Annotated in this window: 18 protein-coding genes; 12 read left to right on the forward strand and 6 right to left on the reverse strand. The window is 58.6% G+C overall.

The window, feature by feature from the left end; all coding sequences use genetic code 11:
- Positions 1-7 precede the first annotated feature (7 nt).
- Positions 8-394: a hypothetical protein gene (locus ACR2R1_RS01315; protein ID WP_077729831.1), complete on the reverse strand. Its 387-nt coding sequence runs from the start codon at positions 392-394 to the stop codon at positions 8-10.
- A 203-nt stretch (positions 395-597) separates the two neighbouring features.
- On the opposite strand from ACR2R1_RS01315, the gene ACR2R1_RS01320 reads away from it, so the two are divergent.
- Positions 598-1,539 carry a hypothetical protein gene (locus ACR2R1_RS01320; protein ID WP_434112316.1) on the forward strand — a complete coding sequence of 314 codons (942 nt, stop codon included), beginning with the start codon at positions 598-600 and terminating at the stop codon, positions 1,537-1,539.
- A 146-nt stretch (positions 1,540-1,685) separates the two neighbouring features.
- Here ACR2R1_RS01320 and queG read toward each other — a convergent pair whose 3' ends face one another.
- Complete coding sequence (gene queG, locus ACR2R1_RS01325; RefSeq protein WP_077729829.1) at positions 1,686-2,795, reverse strand: tRNA epoxyqueuosine(34) reductase QueG; 1,110 nt, start codon at positions 2,793-2,795, stop codon at positions 1,686-1,688.
- Between the two features lie 77 nt (positions 2,796-2,872).
- Between queG and ACR2R1_RS01330 the strand changes: the two genes are divergently transcribed.
- The 3 genes from ACR2R1_RS01330 (at position 2,873) to ACR2R1_RS01340 (ending at position 6,215) form a co-directional block, all read left to right on the forward strand.
- Positions 2,873-4,360 carry an NAD(P)H-hydrate dehydratase gene (locus tag ACR2R1_RS01330; protein ID WP_434112318.1) on the forward strand — a complete coding sequence of 496 codons (1,488 nt, stop codon included), beginning with the start codon at positions 2,873-2,875 and terminating at the stop codon, positions 4,358-4,360.
- A complete protein-coding gene (gene tsaE, locus ACR2R1_RS01335) occupies positions 4,357-4,812 on the forward strand; it encodes a tRNA (adenosine(37)-N6)-threonylcarbamoyltransferase complex ATPase subunit type 1 TsaE (protein WP_133718295.1) in 456 nt (151 codons plus the stop codon). The genes ACR2R1_RS01330 and tsaE overlap by 4 nt, the downstream gene beginning before the upstream one ends.
- A 71-nt stretch (positions 4,813-4,883) precedes the next feature.
- The gene (locus tag ACR2R1_RS01340) at positions 4,884-6,215 is read left to right on the forward strand and encodes an N-acetylmuramoyl-L-alanine amidase (RefSeq protein WP_434112321.1); all 1,332 of its coding nucleotides are present in this window, start codon (positions 4,884-4,886) and stop codon (positions 6,213-6,215) included.
- Here the strand turns inward: ACR2R1_RS01340 and ACR2R1_RS01345 are convergent.
- Positions 6,202-6,372: a hypothetical protein gene (locus tag ACR2R1_RS01345; RefSeq protein ID WP_166642641.1), complete on the reverse strand. Its 171-nt coding sequence runs from the start codon at positions 6,370-6,372 to the stop codon at positions 6,202-6,204. The genes ACR2R1_RS01340 and ACR2R1_RS01345 overlap by 14 nt on opposite strands.
- Here ACR2R1_RS01345 and mutL point away from each other — a divergent pair.
- Both mutL and miaA read left to right on the forward strand, forming a co-directional pair.
- Entirely contained in the window at positions 6,365-8,152 is a 1,788-nt protein-coding gene (gene mutL / locus ACR2R1_RS01350; protein ID WP_434112323.1) for a DNA mismatch repair endonuclease MutL, read from the forward strand. The genes ACR2R1_RS01345 and mutL overlap by 8 nt on opposite strands.
- A 26-nt stretch (positions 8,153-8,178) precedes the next feature.
- Complete coding sequence (gene miaA, locus ACR2R1_RS01355) at positions 8,179-9,087, forward strand: tRNA (adenosine(37)-N6)-dimethylallyltransferase MiaA (RefSeq protein ID WP_434114165.1); 909 nt, start codon at positions 8,179-8,181, stop codon at positions 9,085-9,087.
- 80 nt (positions 9,088-9,167) lie between these two features.
- Here the strand turns inward: miaA and ACR2R1_RS01360 are convergent, their stop codons facing one another.
- Together ACR2R1_RS01360 and ACR2R1_RS01365 are read right to left on the reverse strand one after the other, a co-directional pair.
- Entirely contained in the window at positions 9,168-10,289 is a 1,122-nt protein-coding gene (locus ACR2R1_RS01360) for a PilT/PilU family type 4a pilus ATPase (protein WP_347257359.1), read from the reverse strand.
- 17 nt (positions 10,290-10,306) lie between these two features.
- The gene (locus ACR2R1_RS01365) at positions 10,307-11,341 is read right to left on the reverse strand and encodes a type IV pilus twitching motility protein PilT (RefSeq protein WP_077729823.1); all 1,035 of its coding nucleotides are present in this window, start codon (positions 11,339-11,341) and stop codon (positions 10,307-10,309) included.
- A gap of 88 nt (positions 11,342-11,429) precedes the next feature.
- Between ACR2R1_RS01365 and ACR2R1_RS01370 the strand changes: the two genes are divergently transcribed.
- From ACR2R1_RS01370 to ACR2R1_RS01390, 5 genes are all read left to right on the forward strand, one after another.
- On the forward strand, positions 11,430-12,155 hold the full coding sequence (locus ACR2R1_RS01370; protein WP_086135057.1) for a YggS family pyridoxal phosphate-dependent enzyme: 726 nt from the start codon (positions 11,430-11,432) through the stop codon (positions 12,153-12,155).
- 89 nt (positions 12,156-12,244) lie between these two features.
- On the forward strand, positions 12,245-13,069 hold the full coding sequence (gene proC / locus ACR2R1_RS01375; RefSeq protein ID WP_434112326.1) for a pyrroline-5-carboxylate reductase: 825 nt from the start codon (positions 12,245-12,247) through the stop codon (positions 13,067-13,069).
- A 2-nt stretch (positions 13,070-13,071) separates the two neighbouring features.
- The gene (locus ACR2R1_RS01380) at positions 13,072-13,647 is read left to right on the forward strand and encodes a YggT family protein (protein WP_077729820.1); all 576 of its coding nucleotides are present in this window, start codon (positions 13,072-13,074) and stop codon (positions 13,645-13,647) included.
- Position 13,648: 1 nt separating this feature from the next.
- Positions 13,649-13,948 carry a DUF167 family protein gene (locus tag ACR2R1_RS01385; RefSeq protein ID WP_077729819.1) on the forward strand — a complete coding sequence of 100 codons (300 nt, stop codon included), beginning with the start codon at positions 13,649-13,651 and terminating at the stop codon, positions 13,946-13,948.
- 82 nt (positions 13,949-14,030) lie between these two features.
- On the forward strand, positions 14,031-16,016 hold the full coding sequence (locus tag ACR2R1_RS01390) for a dynamin family protein (protein ID WP_434112328.1): 1,986 nt from the start codon (positions 14,031-14,033) through the stop codon (positions 16,014-16,016).
- Here ACR2R1_RS01390 and trmB read toward each other — a convergent pair.
- Positions 16,013-16,762 carry a tRNA (guanosine(46)-N7)-methyltransferase TrmB gene (gene trmB, locus ACR2R1_RS01395; RefSeq protein WP_434112330.1) on the reverse strand — a complete coding sequence of 250 codons (750 nt, stop codon included), beginning with the start codon at positions 16,760-16,762 and terminating at the stop codon, positions 16,013-16,015. The genes ACR2R1_RS01390 and trmB overlap by 4 nt on opposite strands.
- Positions 16,763-16,929: 167 nt before the next feature.
- Between trmB and ACR2R1_RS01400 the strand changes: the two genes are divergently transcribed.
- The gene (locus tag ACR2R1_RS01400) at positions 16,930-18,357 is read left to right on the forward strand and encodes a hypothetical protein (RefSeq protein ID WP_434112332.1); all 1,428 of its coding nucleotides are present in this window, start codon (positions 16,930-16,932) and stop codon (positions 18,355-18,357) included.
- Positions 18,358-19,646: the final 1,289 nt, after the last annotated feature.

Below are 19,646 nucleotides of genomic sequence, written 5' to 3' on the forward strand. Positions count from 1 at the left end.
GATCGTATTAGGGCTGCCCGGTCGCGGCTTGAGCCGCCTGAGCACCCATCAATGTGCGCAGGACCTGACGTGCGGCCTGAGTGCGGCGGCTGCGCATATATCGTTCGGAGATCGTGCCGGGTACTTTTTCGCTATCGAACGCCGCCTTGACCTTCGACAGCTTCTCTTCGCACGTTTTCAAAACGCGATCGGTGAGTGCACGCGAATCCGCCTGCTCGCCGACCCGCGCACGGGTTTCGCTGTTGACGCAGGTCTGGTATGCGACTAAAGCCAGGTTGACTTTCTCCAGAGTCTGGTCCGAAAGGGTGGTGCCCTGCCATTCGTCTTCCGCCCGGACGGTTTGCAGGGCGGACAAAGCGATTGCGGCGAGCAGCACGCGAAAAAAAAAGTTCATGGGCGTTAACTCCTTACGAGTTGGAGACGAATGCACCGGATTTTACGCTATGTCGAGGGAGGGCGGAACGCCGAATCCGCCGCATCGGCTTGGCGCGGCAGCTTTGGGACGCGGTAGTGCAGTGTGCTAACCTTCAACGGCGTGGGTTTACGCCGGACTTTCGGCGTGGGACGACAACAAACGAAAATAACCGGAGAAGAACAATGAAACTAAAGTCTTGGTTAGTGGGGGCAGCGGTTCCATTTCTCGTGAGCTGCGCGGCGACGGTGGATAAATCGTCGGTGCAGGCCACGCACGCGGCGCCGGTTTCGACGCAGGTGGAAGTGGTGCGGATTCCGTTCGACGGTTCTCAACCCATGTACGTCGTCACGGTGGAGCCTTTGAGTGTCGGAACCGGTTCGGGGGGCGGCGTGACACAGGCTCCGACCGGGGCCCGCTACGGCTGGGGACCCTTCGGCTGGGGTATTCTCGGAGGGGCCGCACCTACGGCACCGGGAGCTTACACGCCCGACCATCAAGGCATGAGCGATCGCGTCGGGCAAGGCGTCGCCGCGCAATTAATCAGTGCCCTCGGCAACGTAGGGAACATCGTGGTCGTCGACTACGAACATTACCGCAAGAACGAAAGCAATCCCGCAAAGCTGCTGAATCCCGGCGAGGTCGGGCCGTTCGTGATCAAGGGTACGATCACGGAATTCAACGAGGTTGCCGAAGCCAACGACGAGCGCAAAGGTGGATCGCTCGGCTGGGCAGGAACAGTGCTCGGCATCGCGGGCGCCGTTTCGGGGACACCCGCCGCGGGCATCGCCGGTGCTGCCGTATCTGCCGCCAATCCGACTTGGGAAAACACCAAGGCCCGGCGAACCGGGGCGGTGGGCATGGACCTGCAAGTGGTCGAGCCTAGCAGCGGCCGCATGGTGGGAACGATTACTTCCCACGGCTCCTTCACCTCCGAATCCGCCACCAGCGGTTTCTCGTTGTTCGGCGTCGGGGGCGGGGAATCCGCGTTTGCAGCGAGCGCCCTGGGTCAGGCGACCCGCGCCGCGCTCAACGATACTCTGAAGCAATTGTCCGACCAGCTTCGCATCAAGGGTCCCGCCTTTGTCAAAGCATCGGCTCCCGCCACTAAGAAAACGCGGCGTTAAGGAAGCTCTGAGCAAGTGGATTCCGTTCATGCCCCTTCGACAGGCTCAGGGCAGGCTCAGGAGAGCGTTCGACAAGCCTGTCCTGAGCCGAGTCGAAGGGCTCAGGGCGAACGGCCTACTGGGATACGCTCTTAATCAGAGCTTCTTTAGGACGTAGAAGACGCTTGGGCTCCCGCACGGTGCGGCTGTCGCTCGTTGGAGCAGTGCCGTGCAAGCGCCCAGCGCACGTGCTCCCTGATCAAAGGCAACGGGTCGTCTATCCGCGCTCGTAACGCGTCGACGATTTTAGTAGACGTTTCAGCGTTACCCAAGGCCACGGCGATATTCCTGATCCAGCGTTCGTAACCGATGCGGCGTATGGCAGAGCCTTCGGTCTTATGTAGAAACGTCGCTTCATCCCAGCGGAAAAGGTCGATCAGCCCGGCGGTATCGAGACCGTGGCGCGGCATGAAATCCGCTTCCTCGGTCAGCCGCGCATAGCGGTTCCACGGGCATACGAGCTGGCAGTCGTCACAGCCGTAGATGCGGTTGCCGATGGCGGTGCGAAATTCTTCGGGAATCGGTCCGCGCAACTCGATGGTCAGATAGGAGATGCAGCGCCGGGCGTCAAGGCGATAAGGCGCAACGATCGCTTGGGTGGGGCAGACCTCCATGCAGGCGGTGCAGCTCCCGCAGTGATTGGTCGTTTCGGCATCGATGGGCAAGGGGAGATCGGTGTAAATCTCCCCCAGGAAGAACATCGAGCCTGCTTTGCGGTTGATCAAATTGGTGTGCTTGCCGATCCAGCCGAGCCCGGCTTTGGCGGCGAGCGCCTTTTCCAGCACCGGCGCGCTGTCGACGAAGACCCTATAACCGAAGGGGCCGATTTCGACTGCGATGCGCTCGGCCAATTGCTGTAAGCGCTTGCGGAGCACCTTGTGGTAATCGCGGCCAAGGGCGTAGCGGGAGATGAACGCGGCGGTCTGGTCGTCCAGCCGCTCCCTAACCGTGGTTCGATTCTCCGGGAGATAATCCATGCGTACGCTGATGAGCCGGAGCGTACCGGGAACCAGCTCTTCCGGACGGCTGCGCTTGGTGCCATGCCGCGCCATGTAGTCCATTTCTCCGTGGAATCCCTCGTCTATCCATTCTTGAAGCTGCTGTTCGGCCGCAGAAAGGTCGGTATCGGCTATTCCGACCTGCTGAAAGCCGAGTTCTTTGCCCCAGGTCTTGATTTTGGCGGCGAGAGCGGAGTAATCGCGAGCGGACGAAGTCACAGAAGTGTGGAGGCGGTGCGGAGTTTGAGCCAGAATGTAAACGGAACGAGCGTAGTTTGGGTACAGCTTACTGGGTTATGAGCGAACGATACAGCCGAAGTTTCCCGAAGGATCTTTATCGCGCGGAGGACGTGCGCGCCATGGACCGTTATGCCATCGAAACGGTGGGCATTCCCGGCATCGAGTTGATGCGCCTCGCCGGCGCATCGGCCTTTGCCGCTTTGCACGAACGCTGGCCGGGAGCGCGCACGCTGTCGACGATTTGCGGCGGCGGCAACAACGGGGGAGACGCTTATGTGGTCGCCCGCTTGGCGCACGAGGCGGGGATGGACGTGCGGGTTTATCCGGTTTCGCCGCCCGCGAATCTCAAGGGGGATGCCCTGGCGGCTTACCAGGATTATCGAGCGGCGGGCGGCGAAATATTGGATTTTATCCCGGCCGATTTCGAGGGTGCGGAAGTGCTGGTCGACGGACTTTTGGGCACCGGCTTGGATCGGAAGGTCGACGGACTTTACGCGGACGTGATCAGGGCCGTCAACCGGTTCTCCGGTCGGGTGATGGCGCTGGATATTCCGTCCGGGCTTCATGCCGATACCGGTTCCGCTCTGGGCGTTGCCGTCAAGGCCGATTTGACCGTGACGTTCATCGGTCTCAAGCAGGGGCTCTTTACCGGCGAAGGTCCGGAATACACAGGCGAGATCGTCTTTGCCGATCTGGGCACACCGCCGGAAGTGCGATATTCCGTCGAACCTTCGGCCATGCTGCTGCCGCCGTGGGAACGCGGCTTGCCGGCGCGTCCGCGTTATGCCCATAAGGGCCATTTCGGCCACGTGCTGGTGGTCGGCGGCGATTGCGGTTACAGCGGTGCCCCTCGCATGGCAGCGGAGGCCGCGGCTCGGGTTGGAGCGGGGTTGATTAGCATCGCCACGCGGAAGTCCCATGCCGACTCGCTCAACCTGACCCGGCCGGAGCTGATGTGCCACGGCGTCGAAACCACCGAGGACTTGCGGATACCCTTGGAGCGGGCCACGGTCGTTGCTATCGGGCCTGGCCTGGGCCGTTCGGAATGGGCGAAGGCGCTGCTCGGCACGGTGTTGGAAACCGATTTGCCGGTCGTGGCGGATGCCGACGCGCTCAATCTTCTGGCGGAAAGCCCCCGCAAACGGGACAACTGGACCATCACGCCCCATCCGGGGGAAGCGGCGCGGCTGCTCGACTCGTCTTCCGCAGACATACAGAAAGATCGATTCAGCGCCGTTCGGAACCTTCAGGCGAAGTTCGGCGGCGTAGCCGTATTGAAAGGTTCCGGCAGCCTGGTCTGCGGCTCGGACGGATTGCCCTATGTCTGTACCGCCGGCAATCCCGGCATGGCCAGCGGCGGCATGGGCGACGTGCTGACCGGCGTTATCGCGGGATTGCTGGCGCAACGTCTGGATCTTTTCGAGGCGGCGGCCTTGGGCGTGCAATTGCATGCCGCGGCGGGCGACGAGGCGGCGAAGGCCGGCGAAAGGGGACTCTTGGCCTGCGATTTGATGGATCCTTTGCGCCGGCTCGTCAATTTATGAAAGTGACTCTTAGGGACGAGGCGGAAACGCTCGCATTCGCCGGGCGCGTCTATCGAGCGATGTCGTCGAACGGGCTCGTCTTCCTGCTCGGAAACCTCGGCGCCGGCAAAACCACGTTTGTGCGCGGCTGGCTCCGGGCGGCAGGGTTTTCGGGGCCGGTGAAAAGCCCGACTTTCACGCTGGTCGAAGAATACCCGCTCGGGGATCGGATCGTTTACCATTTCGATTTGTACCGGCTGAACGATCCGGAAGAGTTGGAGTGGATGGGGTTCCGGGACTATCTACGGCCGAACGCGGTTTGCTTCATCGAATGGCCGGAGCGCGGCGCGGGGCTATTGCCCGAGGCGGATCTCGAGATCCGCCTGGAAATATCGGGTACGGGGCGCATGGCGGAGATATCGGCCGGCACCGACTCCGGTGTAGCCGTATTGGCCAGGCTGCAAGCCGAGTAGCCTATTTCCTTGCGGTTTTCCGCAGCTCGGACTATGTTTTCCGGGGGCTTTCACGCATGGCGGCTTCGTTCATGGAAAAAAAAACTCTAATCACATGGCTGGTGTTCACGTTTTGCGGCTACGCGCCGCTGGTTTTCGGCGCGCCCGTGCAGATGAACTCGGTGAAGCTTGAGTCCGCCGCGCAGAGTTCACGGCTGGTTTTCGATTTCTCGGCGCCGCCCAAATACCGAATCTCCCGCGGAAGCAAGCCGAATCAGCTGCAAATCGATTTAGAAAATGTTTCCCTGTCCGGAAAACTCGGACTACCCCTGGCGTCTCATCCCCTGATCGCGAGGCTCATTCCGGTGTCGGGCAAGGCCAAGGACAGCCCCAGGATTTTGCTCGATCTTAAGCGCCCGGCCGGATACAAGTCTTACGTAACCCGTCTCAAGGGAAGCTCGCGCCTGGTGCTCGAACTGACGCCCCCGGTTTCGACCGATCGGGCGGGAGAAAAGGCGGCTTCCAGGGAGCCGGTCAAATCTTCAAAACCGCCTAGCGTTGCGGAAGCGTCGAAAATCGCAGCCAAGCCGGTTTCGGCCAAGGCCGGAAGCTCGCCGGGCGAAGCGAGGCCGGTCCGTTTCCTGAAGCCGGCGCTGGCCAAGGAGCGGGTGATCGTCATCGACGCCGGCCACGGCGGCAAAGATACCGGCGCGATCGGCCCCAACGGAACCTATGAAAAAGACGTGGTGCTGGCTATCGCCCGCAAGCTCGAACGGCTGATCCGAGCCGAACCGGGCATGCGGGCGGTCATGGTGCGCAAGAGCGATCAGTTCGTCGATTTGCGCGAACGGGCGGAACTCGCCCGCAAGGCGAAGGCGGATTTGTTTATTTCCCTGCACGCGGACGCCTACGTCGCCAATGACGTAAAGGGGTCTTCCGTATTCACTCTGTCGGATCACGGCGCTTCCAGCGAAGCGGCGCGCTGGCTGGCGGACCGGGAAAACGCCGCTTTGGTGGGCGGTGTTCAGCTCAGGGGAAAAGACAAATTGCTGGCTTCGGTGCTGCTCGATCTGTCGCAAACCGCCACGCTAGAAGCCAGCAACCGCGCGGCCGCAAAGGTGCTGGGAGAACTGAAAAAAGATTTCCATTTACATCATCGGGACGTGCAAAAAGCCGGTTTTGCGGTGCTCAAGTCGCCGGACGTTCCCTCGATACTGGTGGAGACGGCGTTCATATCCAACCCGGACGAAGAGCGCAATCTGCGCAATTCGAGCCATCAGGATCAGGTGGCTCGCGCCATATTCGACGGCATCCGCAATTATTTCGCCGAAATTCGGCCGATGGTTCCGGTCGATCTGCGCATGGCCGATGCTCTGGAGAGCGTGGCCGAATCCGACGGCAAGAAGCCGGTCATTCGAAAATAAAGCGCTTCCGCCGAAGGTCGGCAAGACCACCTTTATTCCCGTCTTTCATAATTTCAGTATTTTCCCGAGAATAGCTAGCTGGTGAATCCTTTCTCTTGCGGTTCTGTCTAACCGCCAAACCGTTTTCTCGATCGCCGATTCCATCTGCCATGCCCATCCGCATTCTCCCTCCGCAACTTATAAACCAAATCGCCGCCGGCGAGGTGGTCGAGCGCCCCGCCTCGGTGGTGAAAGAATTGGTCGAAAATGCCTTCGACGCCGCCGCGCGCTCGGTAGCCATCGACGTGGAACAGGGCGGATTGCGCATGATGCGCATCCGCGACGACGGCTGCGGCATCGATAGAGAGGAATTGCCGCTCGCCCTGTCCAGGCACGCCACCAGCAAAATCGCCAGTCTGGAGGATCTGGAGCGGGTCTCCAGCATGGGATTCCGGGGCGAAGCTTTGCCCAGCATCAGTTCGGTGGCCCGTTTGACCTTGACCTCGCGGACGCGCGGCGAGCGTTGCGCCTGGCGAGTCACCGCGGACGGGACGGAAACCGATTTCGACGTGCAGCCGGCGGCCCATCCCGAAGGCACGACGGTGGAGGTTCGCGATCTCTTCTACAACACGCCGGCGCGCCGGAAGTTTCTCCGGTCGGAAAAGACCGAGTTCTCCCATATCGAAACACTGATCAAGCGTATGGCGCTGAGCCGGTTTGAAGTGGGCTTTTCCTTGAAGCACGACGAGCGGACGGTATTGAGCTTGCGGCCGGCGGAAACCCAGGCCGAAATCGAGCGACGCCTGGCCTTGGTGCTCGGTGAGGCATTTCTGGAAAACGCGCTGGCGGTGGAGTTTTCGGCGGCGGGTCTCAGGCTTTCCGGGTGGGTGGGGTTTCCGACGTTCTCCCGCAGCCAGGCCGACATGCAGTTCTTCTACGTCAACGGGCGTTTGGTCCGGGACAAGCTGGTGAGCTATGCCGTGAAGCAGGCTTATCAGGACGTGCTTTACCATGGGCGTCAGCCGGTGTACGTGTTGTATCTGGAGCTGGACCCGACGTTGGTCGATGTCAATGCTCATCCCGCCAAACTCGAAGTGCGTTTCCGCGATTCCCGGACGGTGCACGATTTTCTGTTTCGCGCGTTGCACCGGGCTTTGGCCGAGACCAAGCCGCGGGCGGTTGAAACCGAGCCGGCGTCCCATCCGGAAGACAGGCCGGCGCGTGCAGTTTCGGCACCCGAGTTTTCTAAACCGCACCGCCAAGCTACGCTGCCCTTGCAAGTGGCCGAGGCGATTCAAAGTTATGCCGATCTTTATTCCGCTCCGGCTCCTAAGCCGGAAGCGCCGCAGGAACCGGAGCCAGATGAGCAAACGACTCCGCCACTCGGTTTTGCGGTGGCGCATCTTCATGGCGCTTTCATTCTGGCCGAGAGCCGCAACGGGCTGATCGTGGTGGACGCTCACGCCGCCCACGAACGCATCACCTATGAAAAGCTGAAGGAGCAGGTCTGCGCGGGATCGGTTCCGATGCAGCCCTTGCTGCTGCCTATCCGAATTCAGGTTACCGCAGCCGAGGCCGACTTGGCGGAGGAGGCGGGCGGTGTGTTCGAAAGCCTCGGCATCGAACTTCGCCGAAGCGGCCCCGATACGCTCATGTTGCGAGCGGTGCCGGCCTTGCTGGCGGATGCGGACGGCGAGCGCCTGGTGCGCGATGTGTTGGCCGATCTCAACCAGCATGGACGGAGCGTCCGGATCGAGCAGTCCATGAACGAGGTTCTGGCGACCATGGCCTGCCACGGATCGGTCAGGGCCAACCGCAAGCTGACCGTGCCGGAAATGAACACGCTGCTCCGCGACATGGAAGCGACGGAGCGCAGCGGCCAGTGCAACCACGGGCGCCCGACCTGGATCGAGCTAAGCCTCAAGGATCTGAACCGCTTGTTCATGCGCGGCCAGTGACTGAATTACCACCCGCTATCGCCCTGATGGGGCCGACCGCCTCGGGCAAAACGCGGCTGGCCATCGAATTGGCCAAGACGCTGGACGGAGAAGTGATCAGCGTCGATTCCGCACTGGTTTACCGGGGCATGGACATCGGCACCGCCAAGCCGAGCTTGGAGGAAAGGGCAGGCATTCCGCACCATCTGATCGACATTCTTGATCCAGCCGAATCCTATTCCACCGGGCGTTTTCGGGACGAGGCGCTCGCGGCGATGCAGGACATAACAAGCCGCGGCAAGCTGCCGATTCTCGCCGGCGGCACGATGCTGTACTTCAACGCCTTGTTTTACGGGCTTTCGAGTCTGCCCGCCGCCGATCCCGAGATTCGGCGGCAGATCGACGAGGAAGCGGCGAGGGTCGGCTGGGCGAAACTGCACGAGGAACTCGGTCGAATCGACCCGGAAGCTGCGCTTCGCATTCATCCCAACGATCCCCAGCGCATCCAGCGGGCCCTGGAGGTATACCACGCGACCAGGGTTCCGCTGTCCGTGCTGTGCGCCGAGACCCGGTCGCCGCCTTTGCCGTTCGATCTGATCAAACTCATCGTCGCGCCGGCAAGCCGCGAGGCCCTGCATGAACGGATTCGCCAGCGCTTCTTGACCATGATCGAAGGCGGATTTATCGACGAAGTCCGCGCCTTGCACGAACGGGACGATCTCCACGCCGATCTGCCCTCCATTCGCGCCGTCGGCTATCGACAGGTCTGGGCTTATCTCGAGGGCGAATACGACCGCGGCACCATGATCGAGCGCGGTATCATCGCCACCCGCCAATTCGCCAAGCGGCAGTTCACCTGGCTGAGGCGTGAGAGGGATGCGCTACGGTATGCCAGCGAGGACGAGAGGTTGGTGGAGTCCGTATTGCGAGACGTGACGGCCCGCCTGAAGCGGTAGAGCGGGGAAGGACGAGCGTCGCATCCGTCTCGCGTACTGATCAGAACGCAGGTAAAGGGCGTGGAGTTTTTACGAGGAGGTCAATTGTCGTCCGCGATGGACATGGTGTCATGCCGGCCCGCATATTTCTCGAGGTTGCCTTCCTCGCCCAGCTTGATCATCAGTCTGACTTCGTTTTTCGAATCTGCGGCATGTAGGGCATCCTCGTACGTGATCTTTCCGGCCTTGTACAGATCGTACAAGGCTTGATCGAAGGTTTGCATACCCTGTTCCCGCGAATGTTTCATCAGTTCCTTCAGCTTATGTACCTCGCCTTTTCGGATGAGATCTGAAGCGAGCGGGGTGTTCAAGAGAATTTCCACCGCCGGATACCGTCCCTTGCCATCGGCCCTGCGAATGAGCTGTTGAGCGATGATGCCCCGAAGGTTGAGGGATAGATCCATGAATAGCTGCGGGTGCATCTCTTCAGGAAAAAAGTGAAGGATTCGGTCCAACGCCTGATTAGCGTTGTTGGCGTGCAGTGTGCTTAGGCAGAGATGGCCCGTCTCGGCGAAAGTGATGGCATGCTGCATCGTCTCGCGGGTCCGGATTTCTCCGATCAGAATAACGTCGGGTGCCTGCCGCAGCGTATTCTTGAGCGCCACCTCGTAGGATTCGGTATCGATCCCGACCTCGCGCTGGGTGACGATGCAGCCGGCATGCGGATGCACATATTCCAGCGGATCTTCGATCGTGATGATATGCCCGCTCGAATGCTCGTTCCGATGTTTGATGATGGCGGCCAGCGATGTGGATTTTCCCGTTCCGGTCGCACCGACGAACAGGATCAAGCCGCGTTTGGTCATCGATAATTCATTGAGGATCGGCGGCAGATTCAGATCATCGACTGTCGGAATGTTCGTTTCGATCCGCCGCAACACCATTCCGGCGGTGTCTCTTTGGATGAAGGCGCTGACGCGGAAGCGGCCTAGGCCGGGCGATGAAATCGCGAAATTGCACTCCTTGGTATTCTCGAATTCGTCGCGCTGGCGTTGGTTCATGACCCCGATAACGATCTGCCGCGCCTGCTCTTTGCTCAGCTTGGCGTTCGATATCGGCTGAATGACGCCGTCGATCTTCATGCACGGTTCTTTATTGGTGGTGATGAAGAGGTCGGACGCTTTTTTCTGCGTCATCAGCATGAGCAAGGATTCGAAGTCCACGAGCTTGTTCTCCGGCTTTAGAATGCGGCTTTATTGACGGCTCTGACCCGAGCGGCGGCACGCGCCACGACGCCTTTTTCGACCAGTTCCTGCAAGTGCTGGTCGAGCGTTTGCATGCCGTCCTTGCGCCCGGTCTGGATGGCCGAGTACATCTGTGCGACCTTGTCTTCGCGGATGAGGTTGCGGATCGCCGGCGTGCCCACCATGATCTCCCAGGCCGCCGTGCGTCCGCCGCCGTTTTTCTTGAGCAGAGTCTGGGAGATCACGGCCTGCAGGGATTCGGACAGCATCGACCGAATAATGCCTTTTTCGGCGGCCGGGAAAACGTCGATGACGCGGTCTATGGTCTTGGCAGCCGAGTTGGTGTGCAGGGTACCGAAAACCAAGTGACCGGTTTCGGCGGCGGTCAATGCGAGGCGGATGGTTTCCAGGTCGCGCATTTCGCCGACCAGAATCACGTCGGGGTCTTCGCGCAGAGCCGAGCGCAAGGCTTCGTTGAAACCCAAAGTGTCCCGGTGAACTTCGCGTTGGTTGATCAACGATTTTTTGCTGGAGTGCACGAACTCGATGGGGTCTTCGATCGTCAGGATATGAGAGTACTGGTTTGAATTGATGTGGTCGATCATCGCGGCGAGGGTGGTCGATTTGCCCGATCCGGTGGGCCCGGTGACCACGATCAGGCCGCGAGGGTGCATGGTGACGTCCTGGAAAAATTTGGGGCAACCCAGTTCCTCCAGTGTCAAAACCTTGGACGGAATGGTTCGAAATACCGCCGCCGCGCCCCGGTCCTGGTTGAACGAGTTGACACGAAAGCGTGCGACGCCGGGGAGCTCGAACGAAAAGTCGGTCTCCAGAAACTCCTCGTAATCGCGCCGCTGCTTGTCGTTCATGATGTCGTAGATCAGCGCGTGCACCTCTTTGTGGTCGAGCGCCGGCACATTGATACGGCGTATGTCGCCGTCCACGCGGATCATCGGCGGAAGTCCGGCGGACAAATGCAGGTCGGATGCATTGTTCTTGACGGAGAAAGCGAGCAGTTCGGCGATATCCATGGATTCTCTTCTGTAATGGCTCTTGTGTAAGCGTTGGTCGGTAGATACCCTTACCCTCCGGTCAAGTATAGACAAACGTATCAGCAACATGAGGAGTCAAATACAACAGCGCCTGGACGCCGTACGCGAGCGAATTCGACTCGCGGAGACGGCAGCCGGTCGATGCCGGGGCTCGGTTCGGCTGATCGCCGTAAGCAAGACTCAGCCTGCGGAGGCGATTGCCGCCGCTTATTACTGCGGTCAGCGGGAGTTCGGGGAGAACTACGTTCAAGAGGCTCTGGCCAAGCAAGATAAGTTGGCGCATTACGATATCGGCTGGCATTTCATCGGACCCATTCAATCCAACAAAACCAGGTCGATCGCGGCTCGTTTTTCCTGGGTACATAGCGTCGACCGATTCAAGATCGCGGAGCGCCTGAGCGATCAGCGTCCCGAAGAGCTGCCGCCGCTCAACATCTGCATTCAAGTCAACGTCAGCGGAGAAGCGACGAAATCGGGCGTTGCCCCGGAGGAGCTCGACGGGTTGGTCGAAGCGATCGCGGAACTGCCTAGGCTTCGTGTCCGCGGGCTTATGGCCATTCCGGCCCCGACGGACACGATCGACCTTCAGCGCGCATCGTTCCGGAGCTTGCGGCAAGCCGCGGAACGCTTGGGCCACCTTGGGCTCGATACGCTGTCCATGGGGATGTCCGACGACCTCGAAGCGGCCGTCATGGAAGGTTCGACCATGGTACGTATCGGCACGGCGCTGTTCGGGCCGAGGTCAAGCCGTGACATGGCCGTGCTCGATGCCGGGAGCGTTTCGGACGGCTGAGGGACACTTGTCGGCTTATACGGCGAACGGGACGTTTTTGGGGCCGTGTCTCGGTTAGAATACGTCCGTTGGTTCGGAGATGATTTCAAATGAAAAAGCAAACTTTAGGGTTTATCGGCGCCGGAAATATGGCGAGCAGCCTGATCGGCGGTCTCATTTCGGATGGCTATCCGGCGGACAATATTTTCGTGTCGGACGTCGACACCGCGAAGCTGAAGGATTTGGCCAGCCGTTTCGGCGTCCATACGTTCGAAGATAACAAATCCTTGGTCGAGCGCTCCCAGACCGTGTTGCTGGCCGTTAAACCGCAGATTCTTGAACAGGTGGCTCGAGAAATTGCCGGCCCCGTGCGGCAACGCGGCCCCCTGATGATCAGCATCGCCGCGGGTGTTCGCGAGACCGCCCTGGACCACTGGCTGGGCGGCGGCGCAAGCATCGTGCGCTGTATGCCCAATACTCCGGCGCTCGTGAAAACCGGGGCTACCGCATTGCACGCGAACGATCGAGCGAGCGCCGAACATAGAAGTGTGGCGGAAGCGATAGTCCGTGCCGTCGGCATCGCAGTGTGGGTAGAAAAGGAAGAGCTCCTGGATTTGGTGACGGCGCTTTCCGGAAGCGGACCCGCTTACTTTTTTCTGTTCATGGAGGCCATGGAGGATGCGGCGACCGAAATGGGAATGGACAAAGCTACGGCGCGGCTTCTTACCCAGCAGACGGCGCTTGGTGCGGCGCGCATCGCCATAGAATCCGAAGACGGTCCGGCGGAATTGAGAAGAAGGGTTACCTCGCCCGGCGGTACTACGGAAAAGGCAATAGAGATATTCGAGTGCGGAAGCCTTCGTAGCCTCGTGCTTGACGCCATGAAGGCGGCAAATGCGCGGGCGGCAGAATTGTCCAAGCAACTGGGAGGTTGACGATGTCTCCGGATTTTCTGGTGAATCCCGCTGTTTTTCTGATCGATACGCTCTTCAGCCTTTATATATTCGCGATACTGCTGCGGTTCTTGTTTCAGTGGGTCGATGCGGATTACTACAATCCGATTTCCCAGTTCTTGATCAAGATCACGCACCCGCCGCTTCGCATGTTCCGCCGCTTTATTCCGTCCGTCGGCCGCGTCGACACGGCTTCGCTCGTCTTGATGCTGGGGCTGCAAATGCTGAGCGGCTATCTGATATTCGTGCTTCAGGATACGCGGATCACATTTGCGGCATTGAGTCTGTGGGCTGTCGTGCAGCTCTTGGATTTGCTGTTCAATGTCTATTTTTTCGCCATCATCATCCGTGCGGTCCTGAGTTGGGTCAGTCCAGGGAGCTATAACCCCGCGGTTTCCCTCCTTTACAGCCTTACCGAGCCGCTGCTTCGCTTCAGCCGTCGGCTTTTGCCGCCGATAGGGGGTATCGATCTCTCGCCGTTGATCCCCTTGATCGGCATACAACTCGCCAAAATGCTTGTGCTGCCCCCGCTGCAGCAACTCACGAATCTGCTGAACTGACTTGAGCGATTGGTATACCTGGGACGGCCAGGCACTGGTGCTGAACGTCCACGTACAACCTCGCGCCGGTAAGGACGAGATTGCGGGTTTGCATGGCGATCGGCTCAAGATCCGCATCAAAGCGCCGCCTGTCGACGGCAAAGCAAACCGTTATCTAATCGACTTCCTGGCAGACGTTTTCGGCGTCGCCAAACGCGATGTGGTTTTGCTGGCCGGTGAAACCGGCCGGGATAAGCGGTTCAAAATCTGCTCTCCAAAACGCTGGCCGGCATGGTGGGCAGAGCTCTCGAAAATGGACTGAATTTTGAATTGGTCTAAACTTCATCCCAACTGTCCCCAGAATTGCACTTTATTCCACTAGACGATCGGGTCGAGAGTCGGAGATGAGCATCATTCATTTAGAAGACAAGCTGCGAGGCTACGGCCAGTGGCGTGAGCAACTGAGCCAGGCGGTTGAGCGATATCGTTCCTGGCTTGATCAGCATGAATTGAACAGCGATGCCGTAAATGAAACTCTTCTGGGCATGCTCGACAGCTTGCGCGCGGATCGTATTGTGCTTGCCTTCGCCGCCGAATTTTCGCGAGGCAAGACCGAGCTCATTAACGCTTTGTTTTTCTCGGATACCGGTGTTCGGCTTTTGCCATCATCTCCCGGAAGAACAACCATGTGTCCGACGGAGATCTTTTACGACCCCGAAGGCGGTGCCTATATCCGACTCTTGGCGATCGAGAGCCGTCTGAACCAGGCATCGCTCAGCGAATACAAGCGACACCCGCAGAGTTGGATGCAGATCGAATTGGATTGCACCTCGCCGGTGCAAATGCAGGAAGCATTTCAAGAGCTGACCGCAACCAAGCGTGTGCCGCTCGAAGAAGCGAAGCAGCTCGGTCTGTACAACGAAGATCTTCATCCGGGACAGGTGGTGGCGCCGGAGACCGTCGAGATTCCGTGCTGGCGTCACGCATTGATCAGTTTTCCGCATTACCTCTTAAAGGAAGGCCTTACCATTCTGGACACACCCGGTCTCAACGCACTCGGGGCGGAACCCGAGTTGACCTTGCACATGCTGCCCAGCGCTCAAGCGGTTATCTTCGTGCTTGCAGCGGATACCGGGGTTACCAAGAGCGATCTGGATATGTGGTGCAACCATGTTCGGGGTTCCCGCCAAGGCCAGCAGAAAAGAAGCGGTCTGGCGGTGGTCATGAACAAGATCGATTCGATGTGGGGGGATTTGCACGGAGACGACGTCATCGAGAAATCGATTCGCGCCCAAATCGACTCAGTTGCCAGAACTTTGGAAGTCGACGCGAGCTCGATTTTTCCCTTGACCGCCAAACAGGCTTTGCTTGCCAAAGTGAAGGGCGACCAAGAACTCCTGGAAAAAAGCCGTCTCCATCTTTTTGAGAGTTTCTTGGCCGAAAAAGTGGTAAAGGAGAGGCAGAATCTGCTGATGACGTCGGTCACCGAGAGGATCGGCCATTTGGTTACCGAATCGACCGGTGTACTGCAGGCCCATATAGCGGATGCCGAGCGCCAGATCAACGATCTCCGCAATGTCGATGTCAATAATCGGGACAAGATCAAGCAGCTGATGACCGAGACCCGAGACCAGCAAAATGCTTATTTGGCCAGCGTAAACCAATTTCAGGCGAGCCGACGGGTGTTCGCGGTGCAGGCCAAGGCTTTGGTCGAGTCCCTGGCGCCGGAAAGCATCGATGAGATTATCAAGCGAACTCGGCGGCAGATGGCCGGAAGTCTGACGACGATCGGGATGAAATCGGTCATGGCGGGAGTGCTCGAGGAGTTGAACGGCGTGCTTGTCAAAGCCGTGTCGATCTCTGAGGAAAGTCGAAAACTGGTGAAAAGGATATACGGAAAATTCCAGGAGGAATATGGCTTTGCCGATCTCAAGGCGCCGTCGCTCTCGCTCAAGAAATATCAGGCCGAACTGGAGCGGGTATTCAAGGAAGGGGAGGCTTTCAGAGACAGTGCTTCGTCAACCTTGATGGAGCAGAGCATGGTTGTGGTAAAGCTTTATACAACGGTTGTCGCCCGCGCCCGAGAGCTTTTTCTGCACGCACACAAGGATGCGGTGGGTTGGTCCGGCATGGCCCTTACGCCGCTTATCCATCAAATTCGGGATCATAAACGCGTAATCGAAAGCAAGCTGGACGTATTGCGCAAGATCAACGAATCCAGTCACTCCTTGGATCAGGAGATCGCCGCGCTCACCCAGGCTTTGGAGCCGCTCCGTCGGCAATACGATGAACTCCTGGCCATACGGCAAGCGATGCAGCTGGATGACGTACAGCCAGAGGTCGAGGCGGAGGAGGGGCCGTTCCAACCCGCGGAAGCAGTGGCCGGCTAAAGATCGTCTGCTCGCCGGATAAAAATCAAATCCCATACGCCGTGTCCGAGCTCTTGTCCGCGGCGTTCGAATTTGGTCAACGCTCTGTGCGTCGGGCGAGGGGAAAACTTGCTCCCGCCTGCGGTGTTTTCAAGACGATCGCAATGTTCGAGCACGTCCAGCATGTGCTGAGCATAATCTTCCCAGTCCGTGGCGGCATGAAAATAGCCACCGTACTTGAGCTTCCGCGCTACGAGGCTGATAAATTCCGGGTTGACCAGTCGGCGTTTGTGGTGGCGCTTTTTGGGCCACGGATCCGGGAAAAACAAGTTCACGCCCGAAAGGCTTCCGTCAGCGATCTGATTTGTCAGGATGTCGACAGCGTCGGCGCAAAAAATACGCACATTATTTAGTTCGCGTTCTTTTAGGCGCGCCAGCAACTGCGCGACGCCAGGTCGGTGGACTTCTACGCCTATGAAGTTGGTCTGCGGCTGGTCGCCGGCGAGTTGTGCCAGAGTTTCGCCGTTACCGAAGCCGATTTCGACGACCAGAGGCGCGCCCCGGCCGAAAATCGCCTCGAAATCGGGGGGCGTATCGGCGACATTTAGTCCATAGATGGGCCAAAGAGCCTCCATGGCTCTCCGTTGCGCTACGGTGAATCGACCTTGGCGGAGAGTGAAGCTGCGGATGGAACGGTGGTGCGAATCACTGTCTTGGACCGAGTTGTTCGAGCCGGAATTAACGGACGCGTTTAGGCTGTCGTTCATGGGCAGGATGCCTGATTTCGAATTTGTTCGGAAGTGCGGAACCGAAAAGATGGAAGAACTCGACCGACTATTTTAGCGGAGCCGGCCTCGACTCGTGCTCCTGTTCCGCCGCATAAATAGGTGAGAATTATAAAATGGTATCCATGCTTGACGGACCAAAAAATACGATGGATTTTCCGGTATTAATCGAACTTTATCGGTCGACATTCGTAGGCGTCATTCAAGATCGCTTTCGCTACATGTTGGACGATTTGAATCTAGCGACGGCTGTTCAAAACATCGAAAGCTTCGATTCGACATTACAGGATCATCTTGCCGACGTGTGGACAACTCTTCACCTTGATCAAGAGGTCGTTTCGGAAAGTCTTAGCCAGGAATTGCTGGGTTCTTTTGCGCGTTTTTCGGATCAACAGGATGCCGGCAAGCAGAACTCTAGCGCGGACGCCGGTGACCGTGCATGGCAGACCGGCCAAATACCAGGCTATCGGCGGACATTTGCGGTGGACGAGCATCTGGCCCGTGGGGTTCGGGACGTCGAACTCCAACACGGTCAAAGTATTCGTCGTCTCGATGAAACCTACGCCGAGGTAGTCGGCCGAGCGCTTGATTCATTACCGGCCACACCCTGGAGCCCCGTCGCGATATTGGATGCGTTGTCAGCGGTTCTCGATCGGATCGAGGTTCCGATTCATCAAAAAGTGCGCCTAGTATTGTACGAAAAATTCATCAAAGACGTTCTGAGACACCTTGGCGAAGCATGCCTCGCATTTCGGCATGCTTTGAACGAACACAAAAGTAAAAGTGACGCGCGCGGCACGCCTGCCCGTGCGAAGGAGTTGAAGCCGCCGTTCGCCGGCAGAATTGTGCCCGAGGAAAAGGCGATTTGGGATGCGGTCGGTTACGGGGCTGGCCCGATAAGCCCAAGCCCAAAGAAGCGCGGCGAAACCGAATATGAGGAGGAAACGGCTACCGCGCCGGCGGAGTGCCGTGAGGGTGGGTCTCAAAAGCCATGGTTCCGCCGTTACGCTCACGTGCTTGCTTCTTTGCTCCTGACCATATTGCTTGCGACCGCGGCTTGGCAGCTGGGTACACGGTTTGCCGAGCATCGGCACGGACGTGTCGCGCAAGACGAAGCTCGCCGGCAGACCGAATCGGCGAGCTTGGATGAAAAAGCCCTGCTTCGGGAGAGTACGTCGACTAGCATCGGCGAAGGGATCACGCCGCCGGATGGTTCATCGCCCGAACTCACCAAGGAAGAATCCGTGCAGCCCCCGACCGGTTCCGACACGCGTGCGAAATACGAAATCCTACGCGCGATCGAGCTGACGGATTTTAGCTGGACTTTAGATCCAGCAGACAAAACGATGTTGTTCGATTTTTCTATCAAGAACGGCAGTGAACGGCGAATCAGCGGAATCGAAGTGGTTTGTCTTCAGTATTCCAAGGATCTGGAGCTTTTGGAGCCTCTAAAAGCCGTATTATCGGGAACGATCGAACCGAACACGACTCGAACCTTTTTGCAAATTCCTGCGGGACTTGCGAATGACAGCGTCGGTCGGGTCAGTTGTGTGATTCCGGACGTAAACCTGGAATAAGTGTTTGTGTCCGACAGCCAACTGAAAGCGGCCTCAGTTCTACTATTCGCATGCAGTCTACCGAACAGCTCATATCGCAGTGGTAAAATGGTCCGGGATGGACGTTTGAGATGCAGCAATCGTTGATGTCCACGTCGCTTTTTGCGCGTCCGGCGCTAATTCCAACGTTCTGTCACGAAAGGCACATCTGTGGATAACGTGCGCCTGCGGATGAGAAGCCTTCAGTGAGCGGTAGCGGTGGCATAGCGCCACTGGGGCGGAAGCGTTTGAATTCCCCCGCCGGCGGCAGGCTGAATCGCTACGGTCGCTTGTAAGTATCCGAACGATTGCGAGCAGTCGTCGACCGTTTCCTGCTCGCAATCATCCGGGCTTGTTCGCATTGTTTCCAGTGAGCGGACGAGAAAGCTTCTCGTTTAAGGTGTCGTATTGCTTTCTGGCGATGGGGGCGGCGTGACGGGCACCACTTCCGTTTGGTTCGGTTTAGGCAGATCGGAATCTGGGGCCGGAGTCGGAGCGGTTAACTCCTTTGGCGGCATGCTGGGTTGTTGCTCGGATCGCTCGCATCCCATCAGCAACAAGGGTAGAGCCAAGAAAATAGGGTGTGCTGTCCTAAGTAGTTGCCGTACTTTCATAAGTGTCTCCCAAAGTTATCGAGGGTAGAGAATTTAGGCTTGTCGACTTGGCCTAAGCGATAACCAGCAAAACCTATGCCAGATCTAATTGGGAGGGCACGGTCGACATGGATAGGAAATCCATAAATGCAAGGTACGGGTGCGAGACCCGAGTTACCGCGGCGTTGATCGAAAAGAACTGCCGCTGATCACCAGAGACTTTAGCTGTGGGGCCGGTGGTGGATGGAGGCGCCTCGTTTGTGGAAATGACGCCACTGCACGACGTCCGCTGTCGGGGGCGGTTTCAGCGCGAACCGCCAACCGGTGCTCAAGCCGCAGCCGAGGGAAATCCATCGGCAATGGGGGAAACCGGTCGTTCCATGCCGATTGCGTAGTCATACTTTTAGGAACCCCGGTTCCCAACGGCAGCGGAGAATTGGCAACAGGTATTCCCCTCGCGCGGGGGCGCAGGGCCGATTTTGTGCGCTCGACCAGTTTCGAGTAATGGTCAAATTTTGCCGGCCCGTCAACTTTCGAGCATAACTCCCAGTTCCAACTGGGCCAAGAGTCGGACGTAGTTCTGCGATGTTCGACACCTGGTACAGAGGAGGCTTTATGAGGCGGCTCCCCTCGTTTCCGGCGGCTTTTTTACAATCCCCCGGCCTTTTGAAGGCCTTT

Source organism: Methylocaldum sp. GT1TLB (genome assembly GCF_051027445.1).
Taxonomy (GTDB): domain Bacteria; phylum Pseudomonadota; class Gammaproteobacteria; order Methylococcales; family Methylococcaceae; genus Methylocaldum.